The organism is Mycetohabitans endofungorum (assembly GCF_037477895.1).
GTDB lineage: Bacteria > Pseudomonadota > Gammaproteobacteria > Burkholderiales > Burkholderiaceae > Mycetohabitans.
Genome location: NZ_CP132744.1, coordinates 2,527,129 through 2,553,083, shown reverse-complemented (window position 1 = coordinate 2,553,083; position 25,955 = coordinate 2,527,129). Strand labels below are relative to the sequence as shown.

Genomic DNA, 25,955 nt, shown 5'->3' with positions numbered 1-25,955 from the left:
ATTGGTTAAGAGAAGCTCATGGGCAAGGCAACCGGTTTTCTCGAATATGAACGCCGCCACGAGGCGTATGAACTCCCGTTAGAACGCGTGAAGCACTGGAAGGAATTCGCGCATGCGCTGACCGACGAGGACGCAAAAATCCAGGGCGCACGCTGCATGGATTGCGGCATTCCGTTCTGCAATAACGGCTGTCCGGTAAACAACATCATTCCGGACTTCAACGACCTCGTGTTTCGCCAGGACTGGAAGCAGGCGATCGAGGTGTTGCACTCGACGAACAATTTTCCAGAGTTGACCGGCAGGATCTGCCCCGCGCCGTGCGAGGCCGCCTGTACGCTGAATATCAACAGCGACGCGGTGGGCATCAAATCGATCGAGCGCGCGATCATCGACAAGGCGTGGAGCGAAGGATGGGTCGCGCCGCAAGTGCCCAAGCTGAAGACCGGTAAGAAGATCGCGGTGGTGGGATCCGGGCCCGCCGGGCTGGCCGCCGCGCAGCAGCTGGCGCGAGCCGGTCATGAGGTAACGGTGTTCGAGAAAAACGACCGGATTGGCGGCCTGCTGCGCTACGGCATCCCCGACTTCAAACTGGAGAAGTGGCAGATCGACCGCCGCATGCGTCAGATGGAGGCCGAAGGCGTGACGTTCCGTACTGGCGTGTTCATTGGCAAGGAGCCGTTGCCGCCGACGATCAACAATGCGGCGAAGGACACCCTGTCGCCGGACGAATTGCGCGAACAATTCGACGCAATCGTGATGGCGGGCGGTGCCGAAACGCCGCGTGACTTACCGGTGCCGGGCCGCGAGTTGGCCGGTATCCACTTCGCGATGGAATTCCTGCCGCAGCAGAACCGGGTCAACGCTGGCGACAAGCTCGCGGATCAGTTGCTCGCCAAAGACAAGCACGTGGTCGTGATTGGCGGCGGAGACACCGGGTCGGACTGTGTCGGCACGTCGAACCGGCACGGCGCGAAGCGTGTCACGCAGTTCGAATTGCTGGCGCAGCCGCCGCAGGAGGAGGACAAGCCTCTCGTGTGGCCGTACTGGCCGATCAAGCTGCGCACGTCGTCGTCGCATGAGGAAGGTTGCGAGCGCGATTGGTCGGTCGCGACCAAGCGTTTCGAGGGCAGCAGAGGCAAGGTCGAAAAGCTGATCGCTGCGCGCGTCGAGTGGAGGGACGGCAAAATGCAGGAGGTGCCCGGTTCCGAGTTCGAAATGAAAGCAGACCTGGTACTGCTTGCGATGGGCTTCACGCAGCCGGCGGCGGCGATGCTTAATGCGTTCGCCGTTGACAAGGATCAGCGCGGCAACGTGCGGGCTGGCACCGACGGCGAGCGTGCGTATCACACGTCGGTCGACAAGGTGTTTGCTGCTGGTGACGTGCGTCGGGGGCAGTCGCTGGTAGTTTGGGCCATTCGCGAAGGTCGCCAATGCGCGCGCGCGGTGGACGCGTTCCTGATGGGGGGCTCGGAGTTGCCGCGCTGAGTTTGAGTCGGGCGTAGCAGGGCGGCTTTGCCGTAGGGGATCATCGATGGATGTCAGACTGCAGCGTTGCTTTGTTGCACTCATTCCCGACTCCGGCGCTCTCGATGCCATCGACGCATGGCGCGCTCCATGGCGCGCCGGTCATATGGCAGGCGTCAGATGGACGCCGCGTGAGCAGATTCATCTGACCATACGGTTTGTTGGCGCACTGACGCCGAGCGGGGGAAAACGGCTGATCGACGAATGGCCGACGCTGACGCCGGTGCCGGACAGGCTGCCCACCTCGCATGCCGCGATGCTGCCCAGCGCCAGGCGGGCGCGCGTGTATGCGCTTGAACTGATCAGCGCGCCGGCGTTCCTCGCGTGGGCGGCTCGCGTCGACGTGCTGCTGGAGCGGGCCGGTGTGCCCGCCGCTGCGCGGCCGTTACGGCCGCATCTGACCCTAGCCAGGCTGCGCGGTGATCCGCCCGCGCCGACGCATGATTTCGAAACGGTGCGTCCCGTGCCGCCGTTGATCACCTTTGCTACGCTGGCGTTGGTCAGCAGCACGCTGACGCCGGCCGGATCACGCTACGCGACGCTCGCGGCGGTTCCGGCCGGGCGCAGCCAGGCGTGACTGCGCTATGCGCGCGTGGGGCACAGCCGTTATCACGCTGCCGCACGTCAGTTATCGCGTACCACTTCGATTGTTTTGTCATGCATCGCTTGCACGGACTCCCGGTGCGCGACACTGACGATGGCCGCGTGAGCTAAACGTTGCGTCAGCACGTGGTACAGCGCCGCCTCGGTGTCGAGGTCGAGCGCGCTGGTCGCCTCGTCAAGGAACAGGAAATCGGGCTTTTGCAACAGCACGCGGGCGATCGCCAGGCGTTGCTGTTCGCCTGGCGACAGTACGCGCTCCCAATGGTCGCTCACGCCGAGCTTATCGACTAGTTCGCCCAGCCGGCAGGCGCGCAGCACGTCGACACAGTCCGCGTCGGTGAACGCGTCAGCCGCCGCCGGATAGCACAGCGCGCCCTTGAGTGTGCCGATTGGCACGTAGCTTTTTTGCGGCGCGAACATCACCCGTGCGTTGACGGGCATCTCGATGGTGCCGCTGCCAAATGGCCATAGGCCGGCCAGCGAGCGCAGCAGTGTGCTTTTGCCGGAGCCCGACGCGCCTCGCACTAGCACCCGCGAGCCGGGCGCGATGGCAAACGAGCCGATCGTCGACAGCGGCGTGCCATCCGGGCGCATCAGTCGCAGCGCCTGCACGCGCAATACCGTTGTATCGGCCATCCTCGTGTGAATGCCGCCGTGTTCGGTGGCCCGCGACGTCGACTCGAGCAACTGCGGCTGCGCCATAATGCGCCGGAATTCCTTGAGCCGGTTAGTCACAGCGCGCCATGCGGCCAGCGTCGAGTAGCTGCTGATGAACCATGAGAACGAGCTGCTGACGGTACCGAACGCGCCGATTATCTGCTGATAACCGCCGTAGCTGACCGCCTTCGCGAAGTATTTCGGCGCGGCGGCAATGAACGGGAACACAATGGCCAGTTGCGAATAGCTGACCACGACCAGGTTCAGACGCCGCGTATAGCGCATGATCATCCGCCAATTGTCGCGAATGTGCCCGAAGGCGCCTTGCAGCGCTTTTTCCTCGGAGCGCTCGCCCTCGTACAGGGCAATCTGGTCCGCATTCTCGCGCAATCGGATCAACGAGAAACGAAAATCCGCTTCGACCCGTTGTTGTTGGTAGTTGATCGACACGAGCGGATGGTTGACGCGATGCGTGACGTACGAGCCGATCACCGCGTAGAGCAGGGCGGTCCACACCATGTAGCCGGGTAGTGTCACATCGGTGCCGAACACGGTGAAGCTGAGCGGGCCGGCCAAGTGCCACAGGACATGGCTGAACCACAGCAACGTGACGGACGTGGATAGGAAATCCAGCGAGAGCGCCAGCGTCGTGCTCGCCAGTTCCTGTAAGTCCACTGAAACCCGCTGGTCCGGATTATCGGCGAGCTTATCGCGCTCAATCCGATAGTACGCACGGCCCGACAGCCACTCGTGCATGTATTGCGTGGTGAGCCACTGGCGCCAGCGAAATTCCAGCATCTGCCGGAAGTACGTGCGGTACGAACCGAGCAGGATCATCGCCATCGCGATCGCGGTAAATTGCAGCAGCGAGTGCTTGAACACCGGATAGTTGTACTGTTGGATCGAGTCGAAGAACACACGCTGCCATGTGTTGAACCATGCGTTGACCGCCACCATGGTCATGTTTATCGCGACCACAAGCGCGAGCAGTCCCCAGGCGATCCACTTTTCGTCTGACACCCAATACGGCTTGATCAGGCTCCACGTGGTAATACGCTCGTTATTGCCTGATGCGGGTTGATTCATAGGGTTCCTCAAATGTAGGGTTCCTCAAATCGGTCCATTCATCGGCGCGCCGCTGCGTCGCACTGTCGCGGGCGTCGCGACGGTGACCGACTCGTGTCAGTGCGGATTGTTCCGGCTACCGCTTAATTCCGGCTTAAGGCGCGTGGCGGCGCACGCTTCGGCAGCGGCGATTGCGCGACATTGTGCCAGAGCAACGAATTGCGGCCCGCGGCGGTTTTGTGATTTAATAAAAAGAGTTTCTTCGCACCCGATCCGGGTAATATCGGCGCGGGAAGTTTCCGATTCTGTCTTGCCGTGAGGGAGCGGACGTGCCTGCCGGCGCGCCACTGTGGTTAGGCCCCGCACGTGAATCTCGCCGGTTTCGTCCTTGTACCCCGATTCCCGTACATAGGATTCGATTGCCGTGCACCAAACCGACCCCTTTTCAAAAGCCGCGTGCCACGCGGCGCCGACGCCCGATGTCGCAGTCTTGGGCGGTGGCTTGTCCGGTCGTCTCATTGCGTGGCGGCTCGCGCGTGCGGGCCATCGCGTCGCGCTGTATGAGCAAGGCGAGCCGAGCGGACGCAGTGCGGCAGCGTGGGTCGCCGCGGCCATGCTCGCGCCGCTGGCCGAAGCTGCCAGTGCCGAGCCGTTGCTGGTGGAGCTGGGCGTCGCGTCGCTCGAGCGCTGGGCCGAATGGCTGCCGCAGTTGCCACAACCGGTATTCTTTCAGCGCAACGGCACGCTGATTGTTTGGCATGCGGCCGATCGCGCCGAATGGCCATTGTTCGAGCAGCGCGTGCGTGTGAACGCGCCCATGACGATGCTGCGCGACGGCATTGTCGCACTGCACGGCGCTCAGGTCACGCAAGCCGAGCCGGCGCTTGGTACGCGCTTTCATGACGCGCGCCTGCTGCCTGGCGAGGGACAACTGGACAATCGGCAGTTGCTGGCGGCGCTGGGGGCCGCGCTCGACGAGTTGCATGTCGACACGCATTGGCATACCTGCGTGCGCGAGGATGCCTTGCCTGCTGCCGCTCTGGTGATCGATTGCCGTGGACTGGGTGCGAAACGGGCCTGGTCCGGTCTGCGCGGTTTGCGGGGCGAAGTCGCGCGGGTCCATGCGCCGGGCATTGGTTTGAGTCGGCCGGTGCGTCTGCTGCATCCGCGCTATCCGTTGTATATCGCGCCCAAGCAGGACGATCACTATGTGATCGGGGCTACCGAGATCGAGGGCGAGGATATGTCGCCGGTGAGCGTGCGCTCGGCGCTCGAGTTGTTGTCGGCGGCCTATTCGCTGCATCCCGCCTTCGGCGAGGGCCGGATCCTCGAGTTGAATGCGCATTGCCGGCCCACACTGCCGGACCATCGTCCTGCGCTGTCGTGGGATGGCGCGTCGGTGTTGCGCGTCAATGGCCTGTACCGCCACGGCTATATGATTGCGCCTGAGGTGGTGTGCGAAGCCGTGGCGCTCGCGCACGCGTTGCTCGATGCGCAGGTGCGAGATCCGGACGGTTTCGACGCATGGCGTGCCGCCTCTCGCTGGCCGATGCTTTACCGTGCGGCTGCGCTGCAGCCGTGCTTGACTGATGCATGAACCATGGATATCCAGATCAACAACCAATCTTTCTCGTTGCCCGACGATGCGCGCCTTGCTGACGCGCTGGCTTCATATGGTGCAGTGCCGCCGTACGCGGTCGCGATCAACGGCGAATTCGTGCCGCGCGCGCAGCATCCAGCGCGTGCGCTCACGCAAGGTGACCGAATCGACGTCGTAAAGCCTGTGGCAGGCGGATGACGCATTGGCGGCATGCCACGCGAGCCGACAACCTGACCTATGAGGCACTGAAATTGACGGAGATAATGATGAATTCGCATTCCACCGCCGACGCGCTGATCCTGTACGGACAGCCCTTCACAAGCCGGCTGTTGCTCGGCACGTCGCGCTATCCGTCGCTGCATGCGCTGGAGGCCTCGCTCGTAGCCGCGCGGCCCGCGATGGTCACCGTCGCGCTGCGGCGCCAGTTGGCCGCGCAGGGCGACGCCGACGTCGGTTTTTTTGACGCGCTGAAGCGCCGGGGTGCCGCGCTGCTGCCTAACACCGCCGGCTGCCATGCCGTGAAAGAGGCGGTAACGACCGCGCAGATGGCCCGCGAAGTGTTCGAGACTGACTGGATCAAACTCGAGCTGATTGGGGACGACTACACGTTGCAACCGGATCCGGTCGGTTTGATCGAGGCGGCCGACATCCTCGTGCGGGACGGCTTTAAGGTATTACCGTATTGCACGGAAGACCTCGTCGTCGCGCGGCGACTGCTCGACGTTGGCTGCGAGGCGTTAATGCCGTGGGGCGCCCCGATCGGCACCGGCAAGGGGGTGGTGAACCCGTATGGGCTCAAGCTGCTGCGCGAGCGCCTGACGGACGTACCGCTGATCGTCGACGCAGGGCTGGGTGTGCCGTCGCACGCGTGTCAGGTGATGGAGTGGGGGTTCGACGCCGTGCTGCTCAACACGGCGGTGTCGCAGGCGGCGCGGCCCGAGGCGATGGCACGGGCATTCGCGAACGCGGTGGATGCGGGTCGCGAAGCGTACTTAGCCGGGCCGATGCTGGAGCGCGACAGCGCGCACGCGAGTACGCCGGTGGTCGGCATGCCGTTCTGGCACCAGGACGGCTATCGCACGCCGGAAGGCGCTGCCGTCCCGCCCTCGGATGAGCGGGTGTGAGCAGTCCCTTCCCGTGGGGACGCGAGGTTTTTTACCCGCCCGCAGACGAACTGCTGGAGGCGGCCGAGCGGATCCGCGCACGGCTGGGTGATTGGCCGCGCGCCTGCCTGCCTATGCGTATCTGTCTCGCGCCGCCGCCGCAGCCAGGGCCCGGTGACGTGATCGTGGCGACCGATGCACAGCCGCATGCGGCCGATGCCGCGCGCTGGGTGGCTGCCGGTGCCACGGTACTAGACGCGTCGGCGCGTGCTATGCGGTTGCATCAGGGCGATGCGGTTCGCACGTTGGAGGCCGCACCTTGCGACGACTGGATCGCGGCGTTCGCCGCGTTCATCGATTGTGGCTGCGCGCCGCACGATGCGTTGTGTCTCGCCCTGGCGTGGCGGCAGGGCGACGAGCATGCGCAGGATCCATGGCCGTGCGACTTGTCGCGCTTTCCGCGCGTGCGGGGGTTGCCCGATGCGCCGGTGCAGCCGTTCGCTGTGTGCCCGGCCGCGCTCGGTCTGTATCCGGTGGTGCCGACGGCCGACTGGATCGAGCGGCTGCTAGCGCTCGGCGTGCGTACCGTGCAACTGCGCCGCAAGGTTGACGGGGCGGGCGACGCAGCGGATCTGCGCGAGTTAGCCGTGCTGCGGGCTGACGTGCGCCGCGCCGTTGCGGCGGGACGTCGCTATGATGACGCACGCGTGTTCATCAACGACCACTGGCAACTGGCGCTGGACGAAGGCGCATACGGCGTGCATCTAGGCCAGGAGGATGTGCTGCGCGCGGACCTCGGTGCGTTGGCGCACGCGGGGCTGCGGCTGGGTCTGTCCTCGCACGGATACTACGAGATATTGGTGGCGCTGCACTTCAAGCCGAGCTATATCGCGTTGGGTGCGGTGTTTCCGACCACCACTAAGGCGATGCCCAGCGTGCCGCAAGGGCTTGCGCGACTCGCGCGCTACGTGCGGCTGCTGGACGGCGTGGTGCCCTGCGTGGCAATCGGTGGCATCGATCTGCAGACGCTGGGCGATGTGCTGGCCACCGGTGTGCGCGGTGCCGCGGTCGTGCGCGCGGTAACGCAAGCCCACGACGTCGAAAAAGCAATCTTTGCGTTGCAAAGAGGGTTTATCCGATAATGCGGGGCTCGCCTGCCAATGCCCTACGCCGTGAAGGTGGCGTGTAAGCGGTCTCGCGTACAGTCCACGTGGAGGTTTCAGGCGGCAGATCCGCTTTAGGCCCTATAATCCGCGTTCCGTGCTTTTGATGACTGCCTACGTGCCGCCAACTGCCTCCGATATCCTGCTTGAGCTTCGCGACGTTGCTTTCGGCTACAGCGCTGAACGGCTCGTGCTCCAGAACCTGAACATGCGTTTCAAGCGTGGACAGGTAGTTGCGATTATGGGCGGCTCCGGATGCGGCAAGACGACGGTGTTGCGGCTCATCGGTGCGCTGGTGCGCGCCAACCGAGGCCAGGTGCTGTTCCGTGGCGAGGACGTCGGTGCAATGGGCCCCCAGGCGATCTACGCGGCGCGGCGCAAAATGGGCATGTTATTCCAATTCGGGGCGTTGTTTACTGACATGTCGGTGTTCGACAACGTCGCATTCCCGCTGCGCGAGCATACGGACCTGCCAGAGGAGTTGATCCGCGATCTCGTGCTGATGAAACTCAACGCGGTCGGCTTGCGCGGCGCACGCGACTTGGTGCCGTCCGAAGTCTCAGGCGGCATGGCGCGCCGGGTCGCGCTGGCCCGGGCGATCGCGCTCGACCCTGAGCTGATGATGTACGATGAGCCGTTCGCGGGACTGGATCCGATTTCGCTGGGCATTACCGCGAACCTGATCCGCACCCTCAATACCGCGCTCGGCGCCACGTCGATCCTCGTGACGCACGATGTGCCGGAGTCGTTTGCGATCGCGGACTACGTATATTTCATTGCGAATGGGCGGGTGCTCGCCGAGGGCACGCCCGCGCAGTTGCGCGCGTCGCAGGATCCGAGCGTGCGGCAGTTCATCGACGGCGCGCCTGACGGTCCCTTTCATTTTCACTATGCGAGCGCGCCGCTGGAGGCGGACTTCGGTCTCGGCACCGCGCCGCGCGCAGGAGAGTAGCGCATGATCGCCACGATCGGCCGCGCCGTTCTCGACGGCCTTTCACGCACGGGCTACGGCGCCCGCATGTTCGCGCGGCTTACATTGGAGTGCTTCCCATTGCTGCGGCGCCTGCGCACCGTCACCCAGCAGATCCACTTCCTGGGTAATTATTCACTCGTCATCATCGCTGTTTCGGGGTTGTTCGTCGGCTTCGTGCTGGGCTTGCAGGGTTACAACACGCTGAATCGCTACGGCTCCGAGCAAGCGCTCGGACTGTTGGTCGCGCTATCGCTGGTGCGCGAGCTTGGGCCGGTGGTCACTGCGTTGCTGTTCGCGGGACGTGCCGGCACGTCGCTGACCGCGGAGATCGGCCTGATGAAGGCGGGCGAACAACTGACCGCGATGGAAATGATGGCCGTGGATCCGATCCGGGTCGTCGTCGCACCGCGATTCTGGGCTGGCGTGATCGCCATGCCGATCCTGGCGGCGATCTTCAGCGCGGTCGGCATTGTCGGCGGGTATTTCGTCGGTGTGATATTGATCGGCGTGGACCCTGGCTCGTTTTGGTCCCAAATGCAATCGGGCGTCGACCTGCGGCAGGACATCGGCAACGGCGTGATCAAGAGCGTCGTGTTCGGTTTTGCGGTGACCTTCGTCGCGCTGTTCCAAGGCTATGAAGCCAAGCCGACCCCCGAAGGCGTGTCGCGCGCGACGACCAAGACGGTCGTATTCGCATCGCTGGCGGTACTTGGGCTGGATTTTCTGCTGACCGCGCTGATGTTCAATTGATGGATGGGCCCGGCGCTATGGTGTGCCGGCACGACTGCGTGCGCGATCCCCGTGTAGCACGCAGCGGTAATAGCTATTCCAATGGGATGACGATGAAGAAAAACGCTCTGGACTTCTGGGTCGGCTTGTTCGTGGTGCTCGGTTTTGTGGCGCTGCTGTTCCTGGCGCTCAAGGCTGGCAATATGAGTTCGCTGTCGTTTCAAGCCACCTACTCGGTGAAGATGAAATTCGACAACATCGGCGGACTGAAGCCGCGCGCGGCGGTCAAAAGCGCCGGCGTGACGGTGGGCCGCGTACAGAGCATTGGGTTCGATACGCAGACTTACCAGGCACTGGTCACGATCGACGTATTTAAGCAGTACACGTTTCCGAAGGACTCGTCGGCCAAGATCCTAACCTCGGGTCTGCTCGGCGAGCAGTATATCGGCCTGGATCCAGGGGGCGACGAACAGCTGCTCAAGGATGGCGACACGCTCACGATGACGCAATCCGCGATCGTGCTGGAAAACCTGATCGGCCAATTCCTGTACAGCAAGGCGGCGGATGCCGGTGCGGGCAAGTCGGCCGCGCCTGCCGCGGCTAGCCCTGGCGCATCTCAAATCCAAGTCGCGCCGGCAAGCGCGACGGCACACTGAGGGGAAGCACAATGACAAGGATGCGAGCCACCGTCGTGGCCGCGGCTGCTGCGATAGCGCTGGGCGGTTGTGCAACGGTGAAGACGCCGTCGAAGCAAGACCCGCTGGAAGGGTTTAACCGGACGATGTTCGAATTCAACGACACGCTGGATCGCGTGGCGATGAAGCCGGTGGCGCGCGCCTATAACTGGGCGTTGCCCCTATTCGTTCGCGATCGTGTGTCGAGCTTCTTCTCGAACATCGGTGATGTGTATATCGCCGCCAACAATTTGTTGCAAGGTAAGATCACCGCGGGCACGGAAGACATCATGCGCGTGGCGATCAATAGCACGTTCGGGCTGGGCGGGCTGTTCGACTTTGCCAGCCAGGCCAGGTTGCCGAAGCATCAGTCGGACTTCGGCGTCACGTTGGGCCACTATGGTGTGCCGCCCGGCCCGTACCTCGTGTTGCCACTACTCGGGCCTAGCACCGTGCGCGACGCGGCAGGCCTGCTGGTCGACTGGCAGGGCGACCTGACTGCCTACATGCGTCCGATCTGGCTGCGCACGACGTTATATGGTGTGCGCATTGTCAGCACGCGCGCGGCGCTGCTCGGTGCGACCGACCTGCTGTCTAATGCGGCGCTCGACAAGTACTCGTTTGTGCGCAACGCCCATTTGCAACGGCGCCAGTACCTGATTTCGGATGGCAATCCGCCGCCGCCCGCGTACGACGATGAATCGGACGCTGACACCGGCCCGACTGACGATGGCATACCGACGCCTGGCGCCGAAGGTGCGCCGGCTGCCGGCGCGGCCGTTGGTGCTACCGGAGCTGTTGGGGCTGCTGAGACTGCGGGCGCCGGCCCTGCCCACCCCGCGGCGACGCGACCGCCTGTACCGGCCGCTGCACCGCAGCCCGACGCAGCGCAGGGGGCATCGGCCCTACAACGGCAGGAGCCGACCGGCGCGGCCAAGCCGGATGCTGCTGCGGCGCGATTGGCGTCGGAGACGCACGTGCCAAGCCAGCAGATGATTCCACCCGGCGGCCGTCCCTATAGCATCCCGAATCTTCGGTTCAGGTGAGTATGCTTCGCGGTGAAGGAAACTCGAACTGCGCAATTCGCTCCAATGTTCGATGATCGTTGACCATAGCGGAAAGAAACAATCGATAGGACTGAGTTAATGAAAAAATTTTTACTGATCCCCGTCGTTGCCACGCTGCTGTCGTTCAGTGCCGGTTCGTTTGCCGAAGCACCGGCCATTGATACAGGCACACCGGATGGGCTGTTGAAATCGGTAACGACCGACGTGCTGAGCATCGTGCGCGCCGACCCGTCGCTCAAAGCCGGCGACATTGACCGGATCACGCAGGTTGTTAACCAAAAAATTCTGCCGTACACCGACTTTGCGAGGACGACGCGTCTAGTCATGGGGCGGCACTGGCGCACCGCGACGCCGCAACAGCAGCAGCAGATTGTCGAGCAATTCAAGATGCTGCTGATTCGGACCTATTCCGGGGCGCTGTCGCAGGTCGGCAATCAGGAAATTCAATATCAGCCGCTGCGTGCGGCGCCGACCGATACCGACGTCGTCGTACGCTCGACGGTGATTAACAATGGTCGGCCGATCCAGCTCGACTATCGGATGGAGAAGACCGCCCATGGCTGGCGGGTCTATGATTTGAATGTCGCCGGTGCGTGGCTCGTGCAAACATACCAGCAACAGTTCAATGAACAGATCCAGCAACACGGGATCGATGGCTTGATCACCTACCTATCGGAGAAAAATACGCCGGCCACCGCGGCCAAGAGCACATCGTGACAATCTTCGAAACGGGGCAGGCCCTGACGTTCGCGACGGCGAACGCTGTGCTCGAGGTTGGCCTGAACCATATCGCCGGCGGCGCGACCGGCGTGGATTGCGCCTGCCTGCAGCAATTCGATTCGTCGGCGTTGGCGGTATTGCTGGCGTGGCAACGTGCGGCTCGCGTGCGTCACGCGGCATCGTTCTCGATCCTGAACCTGCCCGACGGATTGGCCAGCCTTGCCCAAGCCTACGGCGTCCAGACGCTGGTTTTGTCCCGCCGACATTGACGCTGTCACGTTGTTCCAGGTGACGGCGTAGGCCACGGGGCCAATCGGCCCCCCTCGCGGCGACCCGCCGACTTCGCCTATAATCAAGCGTTTTCCAGGCCGTCGATAGGCCATTGCCCGCCCGCGCAGCCTGCACGGGCAGGTCTGCAAACTCTGCCGGCGCCGTTGCGCCGCACACTCATGTCAGCCATAGAAATCCACAACGTCAAGAAGCGCTATCGCGATTTGCAGGCGCTTAAAGGCGTGTCGTTCACCGTCGAGGATGGCGAGTTCTTCGGATTGCTCGGCCCCAACGGCGCAGGCAAGACGACGCTGATCAGCATACTTGCGGGTCTGGCGCGCGCGGACGAAGGATCGATCGCGGTGCGGGGCCACGATGTCGTCACAGACTTCAGGCGTGCGCGGCGCGCGCTTGGCGTGGTGCCTCAAGAGTTAGTGTTCGACCCCTTTTTTACTGTACGTGAATGCCTTCGCATTCAATCCGGCTATTTCGGTTTGGCCCGCAACGACGACTGGATCGACGAGGTGATGGCCAATCTGGATCTGACCGAGAAGGCGGACGTCAACATGCGCGCGTTGTCCGGCGGAATGAAGCGGCGCGTACTGGTCGCGCAGGCGCTCGTGCACCGGCCGCCGGTGATCGTGCTGGATGAGCCGACCGCAGGCGTGGACGTGGAATTGCGCCAGACGCTGTGGAAATTCATCGCGCGGCTCAACCGCGAAGGGCATACGATCGTGTTGACCACGCATTACCTGGAAGAGGCCGAGGCGCTGTGCGACCGCATTGCCATGCTGCGCCGTGGCGAGGTGGTTGCGCTGGAGCGCACCGGTGCGTTGCTGCAGCGCTTCACCGGACTGCAGTTGTTCGTGCGCGTGAGCGCAGGTGGGGTGCCGGCGCAGGTCCGGGCCCTGGCGGTCGGCACGCCCGATCCGGCGGGTCGGCAGCACCTGTTGAGGCTGGACTCGTATGACGACGTGGAGCCGATTCTTGCGCAATGCCGTGCGGCCGGCTGTCGGTTCGACGAGATCGACGTGCGTAAGGCCGATCTGGAAGACGTGTTTGTGCAGATCATGAATGCGCCCGAGGTCGTGGAGGGACTGGCATGACAGGCTTCAGGACGCTGTTCTATAAGGAAGTGCTGCGGTTCTGGAAGGTGGCCTTCCAGACCGTGCTGGCCCCGGTGATGACCGCGTTGTTGTACCTGACTATCTTTGGCCACGCGTTGCGTGGCCATGTCCAGGTCTATCCTGGCGTCGAGTACACGAGTTTCCTCATTCCGGGACTGGTTATGATGAGCGTGTTACAAAATGCATTTGCGAACAGCTCGTCGTCGTTGATTCAGTCCAAGGTCACCGGCAACCTAGTGTTCGCCCTGTTGTCGCCGCTGTCGCACTGGGAGATGTTCTGCGCCTACGTGCTGGCCTCGGTCGTGCGCGGCTTGACTGTCGGGCTGGGGGTATTCGTCGTAACCATTGCGTTCATCCCGGTGCCGTTCTCCGCGCCGCTGTATATTGTCGCGTTCGCCGTGCTTGGCGCGGCGATCCTTGGCACGCTGGGCCTGATCGCTGGGATCTGGGCCGAGAAGTTCGACCAACTGGCGGCATTCCAGAATTTCCTGATCATGCCGTTAACGTTCCTGTCCGGCGTGTTTTATTCGACGCATACGTTGCCGGACCTGTGGCGGCACGTATCGCGCCTGAACCCTTTCTTCTACATGATCGACGGATTTCGCTTCGGCTTTTTCGGCGCGTCCGACGTGGCGCCGCTTGCCAGTCTAGCAGTGGTGGGGGGATTTTTCGTCGCCGTCGCGGCATTGGCGGTACGCTTGCTGGCGAGCGGGTACAAACTGCGTCATTGAAGCATGAGAATCGGTCAAGGCGTCGCGCCCGGCGTGCGTCGCGACCCACAATTGAAAGCATACTGAGAGGGACTTGCGATGTTGCCTACCCCGGAACAAGTCAAGGAATATATTGAAGCCGGCTTGCCGTGCGAGCGTATCGACATCGAAGGCGACGGCCAGCACTTCTTCGCGACGATCGTCAGCTCGGCATTCGAGGGTAAGCGCAGTATTGCGCGGCACCAACTTGTCTATGCGGCGCTGGGCGAACGCATGCGCGAGGAGATTCACGCGTTGAGCATGAAGACGCTGACACCAACTGAATGGCAAAATCGATGAAGCAGGATTCGAGTGCGAATTAAACGAGATAACCTGGGCGTGACGAACGGCGCCCCAGCGGCCCAGGCGGTTCATGCGTCGCGCCCGCCGGCCGCACAACGCGGAAGCGAATCAATGGATAAATTGCTGATCGACGGCGGGGTCCGCCTCAATGGCGAGATCACGGTGTCCGGTGCCAAGAATGCGACGTTGCCGATCCTGTGCGCAAGCCTGCTAAGCGCGGAGCCGGTTCAGCTGGAGAACGTGCCGAACCTGCAGGACGTGCGAACCATGTTGAAGTTGCTCGGCCAGATGGGGGTGCGCTCGGAGGTGAACGGCAACGCAGTGACGCTGGACGCGTCGCAGGTCGACAAGCCGGTGGCGCCATACGAGTTGGTCAAGACGATGCGTGCGTCGATTCTCGTGCTTGGGCCACTGGTGGCGCGCTTCGGTCATGCACAAGTGTCGCTGCCTGGCGGATGTGCGATCGGCGCGCGCCCAGTCGATCAGCATATTAAGGGATTGACCGCGATGGGCGCGGCGATCTCGATCGAGCACGGCTTCATCGATGCGCGGGCGCGACGCTTGAAGGGCGCGCACGTGATCACCGACATGATTACCGTGACTGGCACGGAGAACCTGCTGATGGCGGCGGTGCTTGCGGACGGGGAAACCGTGCTGGAGAACGCGGCGCGCGAACCGGAGGTCACCGACCTGGCGAACTTGCTTGTCGCGATGGGCGCGAAAATCGACGGGATCGGCACGGACCGGCTCGTGGTGCACGGTGTGCCGCGCTTGCACGGCGCGCGCCACGCGGTGATCCCGGACCGCATCGAGGCCGGCACGTTCCTGTGCGCAGCCGCTGCCACGGGTGGCGACGTCACGCTGCGCGGCGTCACCCCGCTGATCCTGGAGGCCGTCATCGACAAGTTGCGCGAGGCGGGCGCGCAAGTGTCGGCCGGCGATGACTGGATCCGCCTGCGGATGCCAGGCCGTGCGCGTGCGGTATCGTTTCGCACCGCCGAGTATCCGGCGTTTCCGACCGACATGCAGGCGCAGTTCATGGCGCTGAACGCCATTGCGACTGGGACGTCAAAAGTGGTGGAGACGATTTTTGAGAATCGCTTCATGCACGTGCAGGAACTGAACCGGCTTGGCGCGAATATCACGATCGACGGTAATACGGCGCTGGTGACCGGCGTGGACAAGCTGTCCGGCGCGAAAGTGATGGCCACGGATCTGCGCGCGTCGGCCAGCCTTGTCATTGCCGCGTTGGTGGCCGACGGGCAGACGCTGATCGACCGGATTTACCATCTCGATCGTGGCTACGACCGCATGGAGACCAAGCTGGGCACGCTGGGCGCGAGTGTCAGCCGTGTTAGCGCGAATGCACCGATTAATACGGACGATGCGCGCGGCGATGCCGCGCAAAACGCCGCAGCAGCGGCCTTGCAAGATGCCGCCGCCGTGGCTTCGCAAGAGGCTGTCGGGCAGGCACGCGCTGCCGAAGGGGACGGTTTAGCCCGCGGAGCGGTGGCATGAGCACGTCGGCCACGGCCAACATGCCGGGCGCGTTGGCGCCGGTCGGGCCGGGCGTGCCGTTGACATTGGCGCTGTCCAAGGGCCGTATCTTCGAGGAGACGTTGCCGCTACTGGCGGCGGCCGGAATCACGGTGACCGAGGATCCGGAGTCGTCGCGCAAGTTGATTCTGCCCACCACAGATCCGGGCTTGCGCGTGATCATTGTGCGGGCGACCGACGTGCCAACCTACGTCGAGTATGGCGCAGCCGACTTCGGCGTGGCCGGCAAGGACGTGCTGCTCGAGCATGGCGGCGACGGACTGTACCAGCCGATCGACCTGAACATTGCCCGCTGCAGATTGTCAGTCGCGGTGCCGCAGGGTTTCGATTATGCGAATGCGGTGCGGCAAGGTGCCCGACTGCGGGTGGCCACGAAGTACGTGAACAGCGCGCGCGAGCATTTTGCGGCCAAGGGCGTGCACGTGGACCTGATCAAGTTGTATGGCTCGATGGAGCTAGCGCCGTTGGTGGGTCTGGCTGATGCGATCGTCGACCTGGTCAGCTCCGGCGGCACGCTGCGTGCGAACAACTTGGTCGAGGTCGAGCAGATCATGGAGATCTCGTCGCGGCTGGTGGTCAACCAGGCTGCGCTCAAGCTTAAGCGTGCAAAACTCAAGCCCATTCTCGAAGCGTTCGAGCGCGCCAGCAAGGGCGGGGCACAAGCCGTGGCCGGGCGCCGCGCAGATACCGGGACGCCCGGCGTGTGAGGCCCGCATCACGGGACACAAGGAACTCGTATGGCGATCAAGATCCGCAAACTCGACTCCTCGGATGCCGGTTTCAAGCCGGCGTTGGCGGCCGTGCTCGCATTCGAGGCGAGCGAAGACGAAGCGATCGAGCGCTCGGTCGCGCAGATCTTAGCTGATGTCAAATTACGCGGCGATGCCGCTGTGCTGGAATATACGAAGCGTTTTGACCGGCTGGACGTGGACAGCGTTGCGTCCCTGGAATTGCCGGCTGCCCAGCTACAGGCGGCACTGGATGCGCTGGAACCCAAGCGCCGGGCAGCGTTAGAGGCGGCGGCGGCACGCGTGCACGCGTATCACGACAAGCAAAAAATCGAATGCGGCAGCCACAGCTGGCAGTATACCGAGGCGGATGGCACGGTGCTCGGCCAAAAGGTCACGCCGCTAGACCGCGTCGGCGTGTACGTGCCCGGCGGTAAGGCCGCCTACCCGTCGTCGGTGCTGATGAATGCGATTCCGGCGCGCGTGGCCGGCGTGCGCGAGATCGTGATGGTAGTGCCGACGCCGGACGGCGTGGCCAATGACCTTGTGCTGGCTGCTGCGCTGCTTGGCGGCGTGGACCGGGTGTTGACCATCGGGGGCGCCCAGGCCATCGGCGCGCTCGCATACGGTACGGATACGATCCCGGCCGTGGACAAGATCTGCGGACCGGGCAATGCCTACGTCGCCGCCGCCAAGCGACGAGTGTTCGGCACGGTCGGCATCGACATGATCGCCGGCCCATCGGAGATCTTGGTGTTGTGCGATGGCACCACCGATCCGCGTTGGGTCGCAATGGACCTATTTTCGCAGGCCGAGCACGACGAACTCGCGCAGTCGATCCTATTGTGTCCGGACGCCGTATTCATCCGGCGCGTCGAGGAGGCGATTGACCAGCTGATTGGGACGATGCCGCGGCGCGACGTGATCACCCGTTCACTGCAGAATCGCGGCGCGCTGATTAAGGTCCGAGACATGGCCGAGGCATGCGCGATCGCCAACGATATTGCGCCGGAGCACCTGGAGGTATCGGCGCTCGAGCCGCATCAATGGGTGCCGCACATTCGCCACGCTGGCGCGATCTTCCTCGGCCGTTACACGAGCGAGAGCCTCGGCGACTATTGTGCGGGCCCGAACCACGTACTGCCGACTTCCCGTACCGCACGCTTTTCGTCGCCGTTGGGCGTGTATGACTTCCTGAAGCGCTCGAGCGTGATTGAAGTGAGCCCCGAAGGGGCGCAGACGCTGGGTGAAATTGCCGCGGAACTCGCGTATGGTGAGGGCCTGCAGGGGCACGCGCGCAGCGCTGAGTATCGGATGAAGACCGGCGGCTGACCGCACTGGCGGGCAGGCGGGACAGCTTGGATACCAGACTATGACGATACCCCAGGACATCATTCGCGCGGACGTGCTTGCGATGACGAGCTATCCGGTACCGGATGCCGCCGGCTTGATCAAGCTGGACGCCATGGAAAACCCCTACGCGCTGCCGCGGCCGCTTGCGGACCGGCTCGGCGAGCGGCTCGCACAGGTTGCGTTGAACCGCTACCCGTTGCCGCGGCCCGGCGCGCTGCTGGACAAGCTCAAGCGCGCGATGCAGGTGCCGGCTGATTGCGACGTGCTGCTGGGCAATGGGTCGGACGAATTGATCAGCCTGATCGCGACCGCGTGCGCGAAGCCGGGTGCCAAGCTCCTGGCGCCGGTGCCCGGCTTCGTGATGTACGCGATGTCGGCCAAGCTCGCCCATTTGGAATTCGTGGGTGTGCCGCTGAATGCCGATCTGACGCTGGATGGGAGCGCGATGCTGGAGGCCGTTGCTGTGCACCAGCCCGCGGTGATCTATCTGGCCTACCCGAACAATCCGACCGGCACGCTGTTTGACGACGCGGATCTCGAGCGGGTCGTGCGCGCGGCCAACCGGTCGCTGGTGGTCATCGACGAAGCATATCAACCATTCGCGCAGCGCAGCTGGATGTCGCGAGCCGGCGAGTTCGACAACGTGGTGGTCATGCGCACCGTCTCCAAGCTGGGCCTGGCCGGTATCCGGCTCGGCTATCTGGTCGGTTTGCCAGCCTGGATCAACGAACTCGACAAGGTGCGTCCCCCCTACAACACCAACGTGCTGACGCAGGCGACCGTCGATTTTATGCTCGATCACCTAGAAGTGCTCGATGCGCAGGCCGCTGAGTTGCGTGCCGAGCGGGCGCGACTTGCCGAGGCGATCGGCGCGTTGCCTGGTGCTCACGTGTTTCCGAGTGCGGGGAACTTCCTGCTGGTGCGCGTGCCAGATGCCGCTGCGGTGTTCGACGCGTTGCTCGGTGCACGGATTCTGATCAAAAACGTGAGTAAAATGCATCCATTGCTGGCTGAGTGCGTGCGGATCACGGTCAGCACGCCGGATGAGAATGCACAATTGCTGGCTGCGTTGAGCAATGTGCTGGTTTGATCGCATGCGAGTCGCCGTTTAACTTTTCCGCCATTTTCAGGAATATTCATGCGTATTGCGGAAGTCGTGCGCAACACGAGCGAAACGCAAATCCGGGTCAAGGTCAATCTGGACGGCACCGGCCAGCAAAAGCTGAACACCGGGGTGCCGTTTCTCGATCACATGCTGGATCAAATTGCCCGCCACGGCTTGATTGATCTCGAGGTCAACGCGCTCGGCGACTGGCACATAGACGACCACCATACGGTCGAGGACACCGGCATTACGCTGGGCCAGGCTGTCGCCAAGGCGATCGGTGACCGTAAGGGCATTCGCCGCTACGGTCACGCGTACGTACCGCTGGACGAAGCATTGTCCCGCGTCGTCATTGATTTTTCTGGACGCCCGGGACTGGAGTTTCATATCCCGTTTACGCGCGCGCGGATCGGCAACTTCGATGTCGATCTAACGATCGAGTTTTTCCGCGGCTTCGTCAATCATGCCGGCGTCACGCTGCATATCGACAACTTGCGCGGCTTGAATGCGCATCACCAGGTCGAGACCGCGTTCAAAGCGTTCGGCCGGGCGCTGCGCATGGCCGCCGAGATCGATGAGCGCGCGGCTGGACAGATCCCGTCAACCAAGGGCAGCCTGTAGAACACGTTGCCACCGTTGCTCAACCGCGCGTTGCCGGAGATCAGGCCGGCGAGCACATTATCTCTTTCTTCGGCATTTCGATGGCGTCGCTTGGGCAACGCGCGCAGCACCGCCGAGGAGCGCGATGAGGCCAAGGTGAAGAACAGCGTGGCCGTCTTGCCGCTGGCGATTCCGTTGCTGACGGGGCCGGGGACGATCAGTACCGTCATCGTGTATGCGAACAAGTCGCACTACTGGTGCGAGTTGCTCGAACTGATTGAAAATACTGCTACCGGTACTCAGGTAGCAGGCGAACAGCGCGCGGGGCGGGTGGCGCGACCACCCCGCGCGGTTTTGGGAAGGATGTGTATCAGAAGCGGGTCTGCATGAAAACTTCGATAGCGATTGTCGACTACGGAATGGGCAACCTGCGCTCGGTCTGGCAGGCGATGTTGCACGCCGCACCACAGGCCGACGTGCAAGTGGTTAGCGACGTGCACAAGGTGCGCGCCGCGCATCGCGTGGTGCTGCCCGGACAAGGGGCGATGCGCGATTGCATGGCGTCGCTGGCCGCCTCGGGGCTGCAGGACGCGGTGCTGGAGGCGACACGCACTAAGCCGGTCCTGGGCGTGTGTGTGGGCGAGCAAATGCTGTTCGACTGGAGCGAGGAGGCTGATACGAAGGGCCTGGGCGTGCTGGGCGGCAAGTGCATGCGTTTTCAACTGGGTAGCAAGCTGCAGGACGACGGCTCGCGCTTCAAGGTGCCGCAGACGGGCTGGAACCGGGTGCGGCAGACTCGGTTCCACCCGCTGTGGGATGGCATCGCCGACCAGAGCTTCTTCTATTTCGTGCACAGCTATTATGTGGTACCCGACGACGCGTCTGACACCGTGGGTGAAACCGTGTACGGCGCGCCGTTTACGTCCGCGGTAGCACGGGATAACATTTTTGCCACGCAGTTCCATCCCGAAAAAAGCGCGGAAGTGGGGTTGCGGCTGTATCGCAATTTTGTCCGGTGGGATCCATGATGATTGCCGGTATCTGGTATCTGGTATCTGGTATCTGGTATCTGGTATCTGGTATCTGGTATCTGGTATCTGGTATCTGGTATCTGGTATCTGGTATCTGGTATCTGGTATCTGGTATCCGGTATCCGGTATCCGGTATCCGATGTTCGGTGTTCGGTGTTCGGTGTTCGGTGGCGCGCAGCCTTCGGCACTGGGTCGTGCGCCGGCCGGGGCCGCCTTACAACTTGTACTAAACTAGCAAAGACCTGCCGTCACACCGCAACGTGGTGGCAGCCCAATGAATTTCTTACTCCAGACTGACACGCGATAGTTATGTTGCTCATCCCGGCCATCGACCTCAAGGACGGTCAATGTGTGCGCCTGAAGCAAGGCGATATGGACCAGGTGACGGTCTTTTCCGAGGACCCGGCGGCCATGGCCCGTCATTGGGTGGATAACGGTGCGCGTCGGCTTCATCTGGTCGACCTGAACGGCGCGTTCGCCGGCAAGCCGAGGAACGAAGATGCGATTTGCTCAATCATCGCCGAGGTCGGTGATGAGATTCCTGTGCAGCTCGGTGGCGGGATTCGCGACCTCAATACGATCGAGCGGTACCTGGACGATGGACTGTCGTATGTGATCATCGGTACGGCCGCGGTGAAGAACCCGGGATTCCTGCGGGATGCGTGCAGTGCATTCGGCGGCCATATCATCGTTGGGCTGGACGCGAAGGACGGCAAAGTGGCCACGGACGGCTGGAGCAAGCTGACCGGGCACGAGGTGATCGACCTGGCGCGCAAGTTTGAGGATTACGGCGTCGAGGCGATCGTCTATACCGATATCGGCCGCGACGGTATGTTGCAGGGAATCAACATCGAAGCGACCGTGCGTCTCGCGCAGGCGGTCAAGATTCCGGTGATCGCCAGTGGCGGGCTGTCTAACCTGGCCGACATCGACGCGCTGTGCGCCGTCGAGGACGAGGGGATCGAGGGTGTGATTTGTGGGCGCGCGATCTATTCCGGCGAACTCAATTTCACGGCTGCGCAGAACCTTGCCGATTCGCTGCGCGAGTCCAGCGCCTGAGGCTGCGGCGCGCGCCGTGGGTCGGCTGCCCGGGCGCCGCCGTCGCGCTGGCCCCACGCGTTTCACTTTTCAGCACCTACTTTCATGGCTTTACCGAAACGCATCATTCCGTGTCTTGACGTGACCGCCGGACGGGTCGTCAAAGGCGTCAATTTCGTCGAACTGCGCGACGCCGGCGATCCGGTCGAGATCGCGCGGCGCTACGACGAGCAGGGGGCTGACGAACTCACGTTCCTGGACATTACCGCGACGTCCGACGGGCGCGACTTGATCCTGCCGATCATCGAGTCGGTTGCCGCGCAGGTGTTCATCCCGCTGACGGTCGGCGGTGGCGTGCGCACCGTCGAGGACGTACGGCGGCTGCTCAACGCAGGCGCTGACAAAGTCAGTGTCAATTCCACCGCGGTGGCCAATCCGCAGTTCGTCCGCGACGTAAGCGAGCGCTACGGTTCGCAGTGCATCGTCGTTGCGATTGACGCGAAGCAGGTCGGCGATTCGCATGAGGCGCCACGTTGGGAGGTGTTTACGCACGGTGGCCGCAAGGCGACTGGGCTTGACGCCGTACAATGGGCGTGTCGGATGGCGCAGTTCGGAGCCGGCGAGATCTTGCTGACCAGCATGGACCGGGACGGTACCAAAAGTGGATTTGATCTGGCGCTCACGCGCGCGGTATCGGACGCGGTGTCGGTGCCAGTCATTGCCTCGGGCGGCGTGGGCTCGCTGCAGCATCTGGCTGACGGGGTCACCGATGGCCGTGCGGACGCGGTATTGGCTGCCAGCATTTTCCACTATGGCGAATACACGGTCGGCGACGCGAAGCAGTTCATGGCCGAACGTGGCATTGCAGTGAGGCAGTAATGGACGGCAACGACTGGCTGGACAAGGTGAAATGGGACGCGAACGGCCTGGTGCCGGTGATCGCGCAGGAAGCGTCGAGCAACGATGTATTGATGTTCGCGTGGATGAACCGCGAAGCATTGGCCAAGACCATCGAGCTGGGGCGTGCCGTCTACTTTTCCCGCTCGCGTAACAAACTGTGGTTCAAGGGCGAGGCGTCCGGCCATGTGCAGCACGTGCGCGAAGTGCGGCTGGACTGCGACGAGGATGTCGTGCTGTTGAAGGTCGAGCAGGTATCCGGCATTGCTTGCCATACCGGCCGGCATTCGTGTTTTTTTCAGAAATTTGAAGGCACCGTGGACGACGGCGGCTGGATATCGGTCGCCCCCGTCCTGAAGGATCCGGAAAGCATCTATTCATGACCCACCCTACTCAACCTATGCTGTACGGGACGGCTGACGCCAGGCGTGCGCGGGACGTGAACGACACCCCGCGCGACGTGTTGTTGCGGCTGGCGGCGACGATTGACGGCCGCAAGGGGGGCGATCCCGAAGCCTCTTATGTCGCGCGACTGTTCCACAAGGGCGACGACGCGATTCTGAAAAAGATCGGCGAGGAGGCCACCGAAGTTGTGATGGCGGCCAAGGACGCGCGCCACGAGGGCTCGAGCGCGACGCTGGTGAACGAGGTGGCCGACCTGTGGTTCCATTGTCTTGTCATGTTGTCGCATTATGGTGTCGGGCCCAATGACGTGCTGGCCGAACTGCAACGCCGCGAGGGCCTATCGGGCATTGAGGAAAAGGCGTTGCGCAAGCGGCGCGAGCGCGAACAGGATGGTGATTGAGCCATGCGGCAGTGCTGCGGAGCGATGCGATGAATGATCCGTTAGATGACAACGAGCGTGCGGTGCGCATGGCCCAGCGTGCGCCGCTGGACGAACAGCGGCTGCGCTCGCTCAGAACGCTTACCCATCTGTTGTACGCGCTCTACGCGTTGGTGTGGTTCACTGGCGGCGTGTCGGCCCTGATTGCTGTCATCGTCAACTACGTCAAGCGTGACGATGTCGCCCACACGCCGTACGCCGCGCATTTCGATTGGCAGATTCGCACCTTCTGGTGGGGATTGGTGTGGGGCGGCGTGGGTTTCGTCACGATGGTGATTGTGATCGGTTTCGCCATCTGGTTCGCCGCCGGCGTTTGGGTACTTTACCGGATCATCAAGGGATGGCTGTATCTGAACGACAACAAGCCGTTGCCGGTGCGGGCGGCGGCATGACGGTGGGCTGACTGGAGACGTGATATGACGCAATCCGACTGTATCTTTTGCAAGATTGCCAGCGGCGAGTTGCCGAGCAAAAAGGTGTTCGAGAACGACGAATTCGTCGCGTTCCACGATCTGCGGCCGGCAGCTGCCGTGCACGTGCTGGTCATTCCTCGAAAACATATCGAAACACTGTCCCATTGCACGGAAGAAGATGCACCGCTGCTTGGTAGAATGGCAATATTAGTGGCGCGCCTGGCCGAGCAATTGGGTTGCGCGTACACCGGCGGGCAAACCGGTTTCCGGACCGTGATCAACACCGGGCCGGGCGGCGGGCAGGAGGTCTACCACCTGCACGCGCATATCCTGGCCGGCCCGCGGCCGTGGTTGAGGATGGGCTGATACACCGCACGCATTCGAAATCGGAGAGTTTTTATGGGTTCATTGAGTATTTGGCACTGGTTGGTCGTGCTGTTGATCGTTGCGTTGGTGTTCGGCACGAAAAAGCTGCGCAACATCGGCAGCGACCTCGGCGGTGCGATCAAAGGCTTCAAGGAAGGTATGCGCGACGCGAAAGAGGCTAGCACCGACCCGCACAAGGAACTGCCACGCTCCGATACGATCGATGTCGACGCGAAGGAGAAGGCCGGTTCGCGCGATGCGCGTTGAGCGCGCAGCTCGTGCGCTGTCTGGCTCCCCGCCATGCTCGACTTAGGCCTTAGCAAGATGGCGCTGATCGGCGTCGTGGCGCTGATCGTGATCGGCCCGAAGAAGCTGCCCGGTGTGGCGCGCACTGCGGGCGCATTGTTCGGCCGTGCCCAGCGCTATGTGAACGACGTCAAGGCGGAGGTGATGCGCGAGATCGAGTTGGACGAGTTGCGCAAGATGAAATCCGATTTCGAAGATGCCGCGCGGGATATGCAAACCTCGATTCACGAGCACGTGCAGCAGGCGCAAACCGAGTTGACTGATGCTTGGCGTGACGGCACCGGCCTGAGCACGGACAGTGCCGAGCAAGGTGTCGGCACCGGCACGCCGAATTCGATTTGGCACGACTCGTACAGTGGAGCGGGGCGGACCTCATCGCGCAAAAACTGGCGAGTCCAGCGCACGGCGACGCCGGTGTGGTACAAACGGGTTGCCGCACGCCGTACCCGTGTACAGTCCGGCGCGGCCCGCGTGGCGCGGCATACGCCGCCCAACTTGCGGCGTCCGATCCGTTTCCTGTGATCCGATACCGTTTCCTGTCCACTTTTTTCTCCGTCCCAGGCCGCTGTGAGCGAAGCTCCGCAAAATCCGCAGAAACCAGACACCGAAGAAACGTTTATTTCGCATTTGATCGAGTTGCGCACGCGAGTGATCCGCGCCGCCGTCTCGGTGCTGGTAGTGTTCGTGTCGCTGGTCTATTGGGCGCCGGACATTTTCCGGTTGCTGGCTCATCCGCTGATGGCGAACCTGCCCAAAGGTGGCAAGATGATCGTCACCGACGTCACAGGCTCGTTCTTCGTGCCAATGAAGGTGACGATGCTGGTAGCGTTCGTGATTGCGTTGCCGGTGGTGCTGTACCAGATCTGGGCGTTTATTGCGCCGGGCCTGTACCAACATGAGAAAAAGCTTGTGGTGCCACTAGTTTCGAGCAGCTATGTGCTGTTTCTGTGCGGGATGGCGTTCGCGTATTTCGTCGTTTTTCCGACCGTCTTCCGCGTGATGGCGCACTACAATGCGCCGCTCGGCGCCGAGATGTCGACGGATATCGACAATTACCTGAGCTTCGTGTTGACAATGTTCATCGCGTTCGGCGTGACATTCGAAGTGCCGATCGTCGTCGTGCTGCTCGCGAAGCTGAATTGGGTGACGGTGAAGAAGCTCAAAGAAGTGCGCCCGTACGTAATCGTCGGCGCGTTCGTGGTCGCCGCCATCGTGACGCCGCCCGACGTTTTCTCCCAACTCATTCTCGCGGTGCCGCTGGTCGTGCTATACGAACTCGGGATCATTGCGGCACGGCTGCTGGTCACGGGACAGCCGGACAGCGAGCCCCGAAGCGAAGAGGCAAAATAGCGGCGCGGGCGGGTCGTGCGCCCCTTTCTGCTGAGCGCCG

General features: G+C 62.8%; 30 protein-coding genes and 2 pseudogenes. 31 read left to right on the top strand and 1 reads right to left on the bottom strand.

Annotation, left to right across the window (positions count from 1 at the left end; genetic code table 11):
• Positions 1 to 18: 18 nt before the first annotated feature.
• Together RA167_RS11215 and thpR are read left to right on the top strand one after the other, a co-directional pair.
• Positions 19 to 1,485: a glutamate synthase subunit beta gene (locus RA167_RS11215; RefSeq protein ID WP_076785606.1), complete on the top strand. Its 1,467-nt coding sequence runs from the start codon at positions 19 to 21 to the stop codon at positions 1,483 to 1,485.
• 46 nt (positions 1,486 to 1,531) lie between these two features.
• Entirely contained in the window at positions 1,532 to 2,101 is a 570-nt protein-coding gene (thpR, locus tag RA167_RS11210) for an RNA 2',3'-cyclic phosphodiesterase (protein ID WP_076785605.1), read from the top strand.
• A 47-nt stretch (positions 2,102 to 2,148) separates the two neighbouring features.
• On the opposite strand, the gene RA167_RS11205 is transcribed toward thpR, so the two are convergent.
• Positions 2,149 to 3,870: an ABC transporter ATP-binding protein/permease gene (locus tag RA167_RS11205; RefSeq protein WP_076785604.1), complete on the bottom strand. Its 1,722-nt coding sequence runs from the start codon at positions 3,868 to 3,870 to the stop codon at positions 2,149 to 2,151.
• A gap of 403 nt (positions 3,871 to 4,273) precedes the next feature.
• Here RA167_RS11205 and RA167_RS11200 point away from each other — a divergent pair, with 403 nt between their 5' ends.
• The 29 genes and pseudogenes from RA167_RS11200 to tatC all read left to right on the top strand — a co-directional run bounded on the left by RA167_RS11200 (position 4,274) and on the right by tatC (position 25,915).
• A complete protein-coding gene (locus tag RA167_RS11200; RefSeq protein WP_076785603.1) occupies positions 4,274 to 5,446 on the top strand; it encodes an FAD-dependent oxidoreductase in 1,173 nt (390 codons plus the stop codon).
• 3 nt (positions 5,447 to 5,449) lie between these two features.
• Positions 5,450 to 5,647 (top strand): sulfur carrier protein ThiS, encoded by a 198-nt coding sequence (gene thiS / locus RA167_RS11195; RefSeq protein WP_076785602.1) that lies wholly within the window; start codon positions 5,450 to 5,452, stop codon positions 5,645 to 5,647.
• A gap of 68 nt (positions 5,648 to 5,715) precedes the next feature.
• Positions 5,716 to 6,573, top strand: coding sequence for a thiazole synthase (locus tag RA167_RS11190; protein ID WP_076787482.1), 858 nt, complete (start codon positions 5,716 to 5,718; stop codon positions 6,571 to 6,573).
• Positions 6,570 to 7,694, top strand: a complete 1,125-nt coding sequence (gene thiE / locus RA167_RS11185) for a thiamine phosphate synthase (RefSeq protein ID WP_076785601.1) — start codon at positions 6,570 to 6,572, stop codon at positions 7,692 to 7,694. The genes RA167_RS11190 and thiE overlap by 4 nt, the downstream gene beginning before the upstream one ends.
• A 127-nt stretch (positions 7,695 to 7,821) precedes the next feature.
• Positions 7,822 to 8,667 carry an ABC transporter ATP-binding protein gene (locus tag RA167_RS11180; RefSeq protein ID WP_076785600.1) on the top strand — a complete coding sequence of 282 codons (846 nt, stop codon included), beginning with the start codon at positions 7,822 to 7,824 and terminating at the stop codon, positions 8,665 to 8,667.
• A gap of 3 nt (positions 8,668 to 8,670) precedes the next feature.
• Complete coding sequence (gene mlaE, locus RA167_RS11175) at positions 8,671 to 9,438, top strand: lipid asymmetry maintenance ABC transporter permease subunit MlaE (protein ID WP_076785599.1); 768 nt, start codon at positions 8,671 to 8,673, stop codon at positions 9,436 to 9,438.
• A gap of 86 nt (positions 9,439 to 9,524) precedes the next feature.
• Entirely contained in the window at positions 9,525 to 10,073 is a 549-nt protein-coding gene (gene mlaD / locus RA167_RS11170) for an outer membrane lipid asymmetry maintenance protein MlaD (protein WP_076787480.1), read from the top strand.
• A gap of 11 nt (positions 10,074 to 10,084) precedes the next feature.
• Complete coding sequence (locus RA167_RS11165; protein ID WP_076785598.1) at positions 10,085 to 11,137, top strand: MlaA family lipoprotein; 1,053 nt, start codon at positions 10,085 to 10,087, stop codon at positions 11,135 to 11,137.
• Between the two features lie 99 nt (positions 11,138 to 11,236).
• On the top strand, positions 11,237 to 11,875 hold the full coding sequence (locus RA167_RS11160) for an MlaC/ttg2D family ABC transporter substrate-binding protein (RefSeq protein WP_076785597.1): 639 nt from the start codon (positions 11,237 to 11,239) through the stop codon (positions 11,873 to 11,875).
• Positions 11,872 to 12,147: an STAS domain-containing protein gene (locus tag RA167_RS11155; protein ID WP_076785596.1), complete on the top strand. Its 276-nt coding sequence runs from the start codon at positions 11,872 to 11,874 to the stop codon at positions 12,145 to 12,147. Before RA167_RS11160 ends, RA167_RS11155 begins: the two co-directional genes overlap by 4 nt.
• A 180-nt stretch (positions 12,148 to 12,327) precedes the next feature.
• Positions 12,328 to 13,254, top strand: a complete 927-nt coding sequence (locus RA167_RS11150) for an ABC transporter ATP-binding protein (protein ID WP_076785595.1) — start codon at positions 12,328 to 12,330, stop codon at positions 13,252 to 13,254.
• Positions 13,251 to 14,006 (top strand): ABC transporter permease, encoded by a 756-nt coding sequence (locus tag RA167_RS11145; protein WP_076785594.1) that lies wholly within the window; start codon positions 13,251 to 13,253, stop codon positions 14,004 to 14,006. Before RA167_RS11150 ends, RA167_RS11145 begins: the two co-directional genes overlap by 4 nt.
• Positions 14,007 to 14,084: 78 nt before the next feature.
• Entirely contained in the window at positions 14,085 to 14,324 is a 240-nt protein-coding gene (locus RA167_RS11140; protein ID WP_076785593.1) for a BolA family protein, read from the top strand.
• A gap of 114 nt (positions 14,325 to 14,438) precedes the next feature.
• A pseudogene (gene murA, locus RA167_RS11135) lies at positions 14,439 to 15,692 on the top strand (UDP-N-acetylglucosamine 1-carboxyvinyltransferase); the annotation flags it as partial.
• A 173-nt stretch (positions 15,693 to 15,865) separates the two neighbouring features.
• A complete protein-coding gene (hisG, locus tag RA167_RS11130) occupies positions 15,866 to 16,591 on the top strand; it encodes an ATP phosphoribosyltransferase (protein WP_076787478.1) in 726 nt (241 codons plus the stop codon).
• 30 nt (positions 16,592 to 16,621) lie between these two features.
• Positions 16,622 to 17,944: a histidinol dehydrogenase gene (gene hisD / locus RA167_RS11125; RefSeq protein ID WP_076785592.1), complete on the top strand. Its 1,323-nt coding sequence runs from the start codon at positions 16,622 to 16,624 to the stop codon at positions 17,942 to 17,944.
• A 40-nt stretch (positions 17,945 to 17,984) separates the two neighbouring features.
• On the top strand, positions 17,985 to 19,055 hold the full coding sequence (gene hisC / locus RA167_RS11120; protein WP_076785591.1) for a histidinol-phosphate transaminase: 1,071 nt from the start codon (positions 17,985 to 17,987) through the stop codon (positions 19,053 to 19,055).
• A gap of 48 nt (positions 19,056 to 19,103) precedes the next feature.
• Positions 19,104 to 19,691 (top strand): imidazoleglycerol-phosphate dehydratase HisB, encoded by a 588-nt coding sequence (hisB, locus tag RA167_RS11115; RefSeq protein WP_076785590.1) that lies wholly within the window; start codon positions 19,104 to 19,106, stop codon positions 19,689 to 19,691.
• A gap of 87 nt (positions 19,692 to 19,778) precedes the next feature.
• Positions 19,779 to 19,949: pseudogene (locus RA167_RS11110) on the top strand (MarC family protein); the annotation flags it as partial.
• 107 nt (positions 19,950 to 20,056) lie between these two features.
• On the top strand, positions 20,057 to 20,698 hold the full coding sequence (gene hisH, locus RA167_RS11105; RefSeq protein ID WP_076785588.1) for an imidazole glycerol phosphate synthase subunit HisH: 642 nt from the start codon (positions 20,057 to 20,059) through the stop codon (positions 20,696 to 20,698).
• A gap of 312 nt (positions 20,699 to 21,010) precedes the next feature.
• Entirely contained in the window at positions 21,011 to 21,760 is a 750-nt protein-coding gene (gene hisA, locus RA167_RS11100) for a 1-(5-phosphoribosyl)-5-[(5-phosphoribosylamino)methylideneamino]imidazole-4-carboxamide isomerase (protein WP_076785587.1), read from the top strand.
• An 84-nt stretch (positions 21,761 to 21,844) separates the two neighbouring features.
• On the top strand, positions 21,845 to 22,618 hold the full coding sequence (gene hisF / locus RA167_RS11095) for an imidazole glycerol phosphate synthase subunit HisF (RefSeq protein ID WP_076785586.1): 774 nt from the start codon (positions 21,845 to 21,847) through the stop codon (positions 22,616 to 22,618).
• Positions 22,618 to 23,019, top strand: a complete 402-nt coding sequence (gene hisI, locus RA167_RS11090; RefSeq protein ID WP_076785585.1) for a phosphoribosyl-AMP cyclohydrolase — start codon at positions 22,618 to 22,620, stop codon at positions 23,017 to 23,019. The genes hisF and hisI overlap by 1 nt, the downstream gene beginning before the upstream one ends.
• A gap of 17 nt (positions 23,020 to 23,036) precedes the next feature.
• Positions 23,037 to 23,441, top strand: coding sequence for a phosphoribosyl-ATP diphosphatase (locus RA167_RS11085; RefSeq protein WP_076785584.1), 405 nt, complete (start codon positions 23,037 to 23,039; stop codon positions 23,439 to 23,441).
• Between the two features lie 29 nt (positions 23,442 to 23,470).
• On the top strand, positions 23,471 to 23,872 hold the full coding sequence (locus tag RA167_RS11080) for a DUF4870 family protein (protein ID WP_076787473.1): 402 nt from the start codon (positions 23,471 to 23,473) through the stop codon (positions 23,870 to 23,872).
• Between the two features lie 24 nt (positions 23,873 to 23,896).
• Positions 23,897 to 24,259 (top strand): histidine triad nucleotide-binding protein, encoded by a 363-nt coding sequence (locus tag RA167_RS11075; protein ID WP_076785583.1) that lies wholly within the window; start codon positions 23,897 to 23,899, stop codon positions 24,257 to 24,259.
• A gap of 33 nt (positions 24,260 to 24,292) precedes the next feature.
• A complete protein-coding gene (gene tatA, locus RA167_RS11070; RefSeq protein ID WP_076785582.1) occupies positions 24,293 to 24,526 on the top strand; it encodes a Sec-independent protein translocase subunit TatA in 234 nt (77 codons plus the stop codon).
• A gap of 33 nt (positions 24,527 to 24,559) precedes the next feature.
• Positions 24,560 to 25,087 (top strand): Sec-independent protein translocase protein TatB, encoded by a 528-nt coding sequence (gene tatB, locus RA167_RS11065; RefSeq protein ID WP_076785581.1) that lies wholly within the window; start codon positions 24,560 to 24,562, stop codon positions 25,085 to 25,087.
• A 45-nt stretch (positions 25,088 to 25,132) separates the two neighbouring features.
• On the top strand, positions 25,133 to 25,915 hold the full coding sequence (tatC, locus tag RA167_RS11060) for a twin-arginine translocase subunit TatC (RefSeq protein ID WP_076785580.1): 783 nt from the start codon (positions 25,133 to 25,135) through the stop codon (positions 25,913 to 25,915).
• Positions 25,916 to 25,955: the final 40 nt, after the last annotated feature.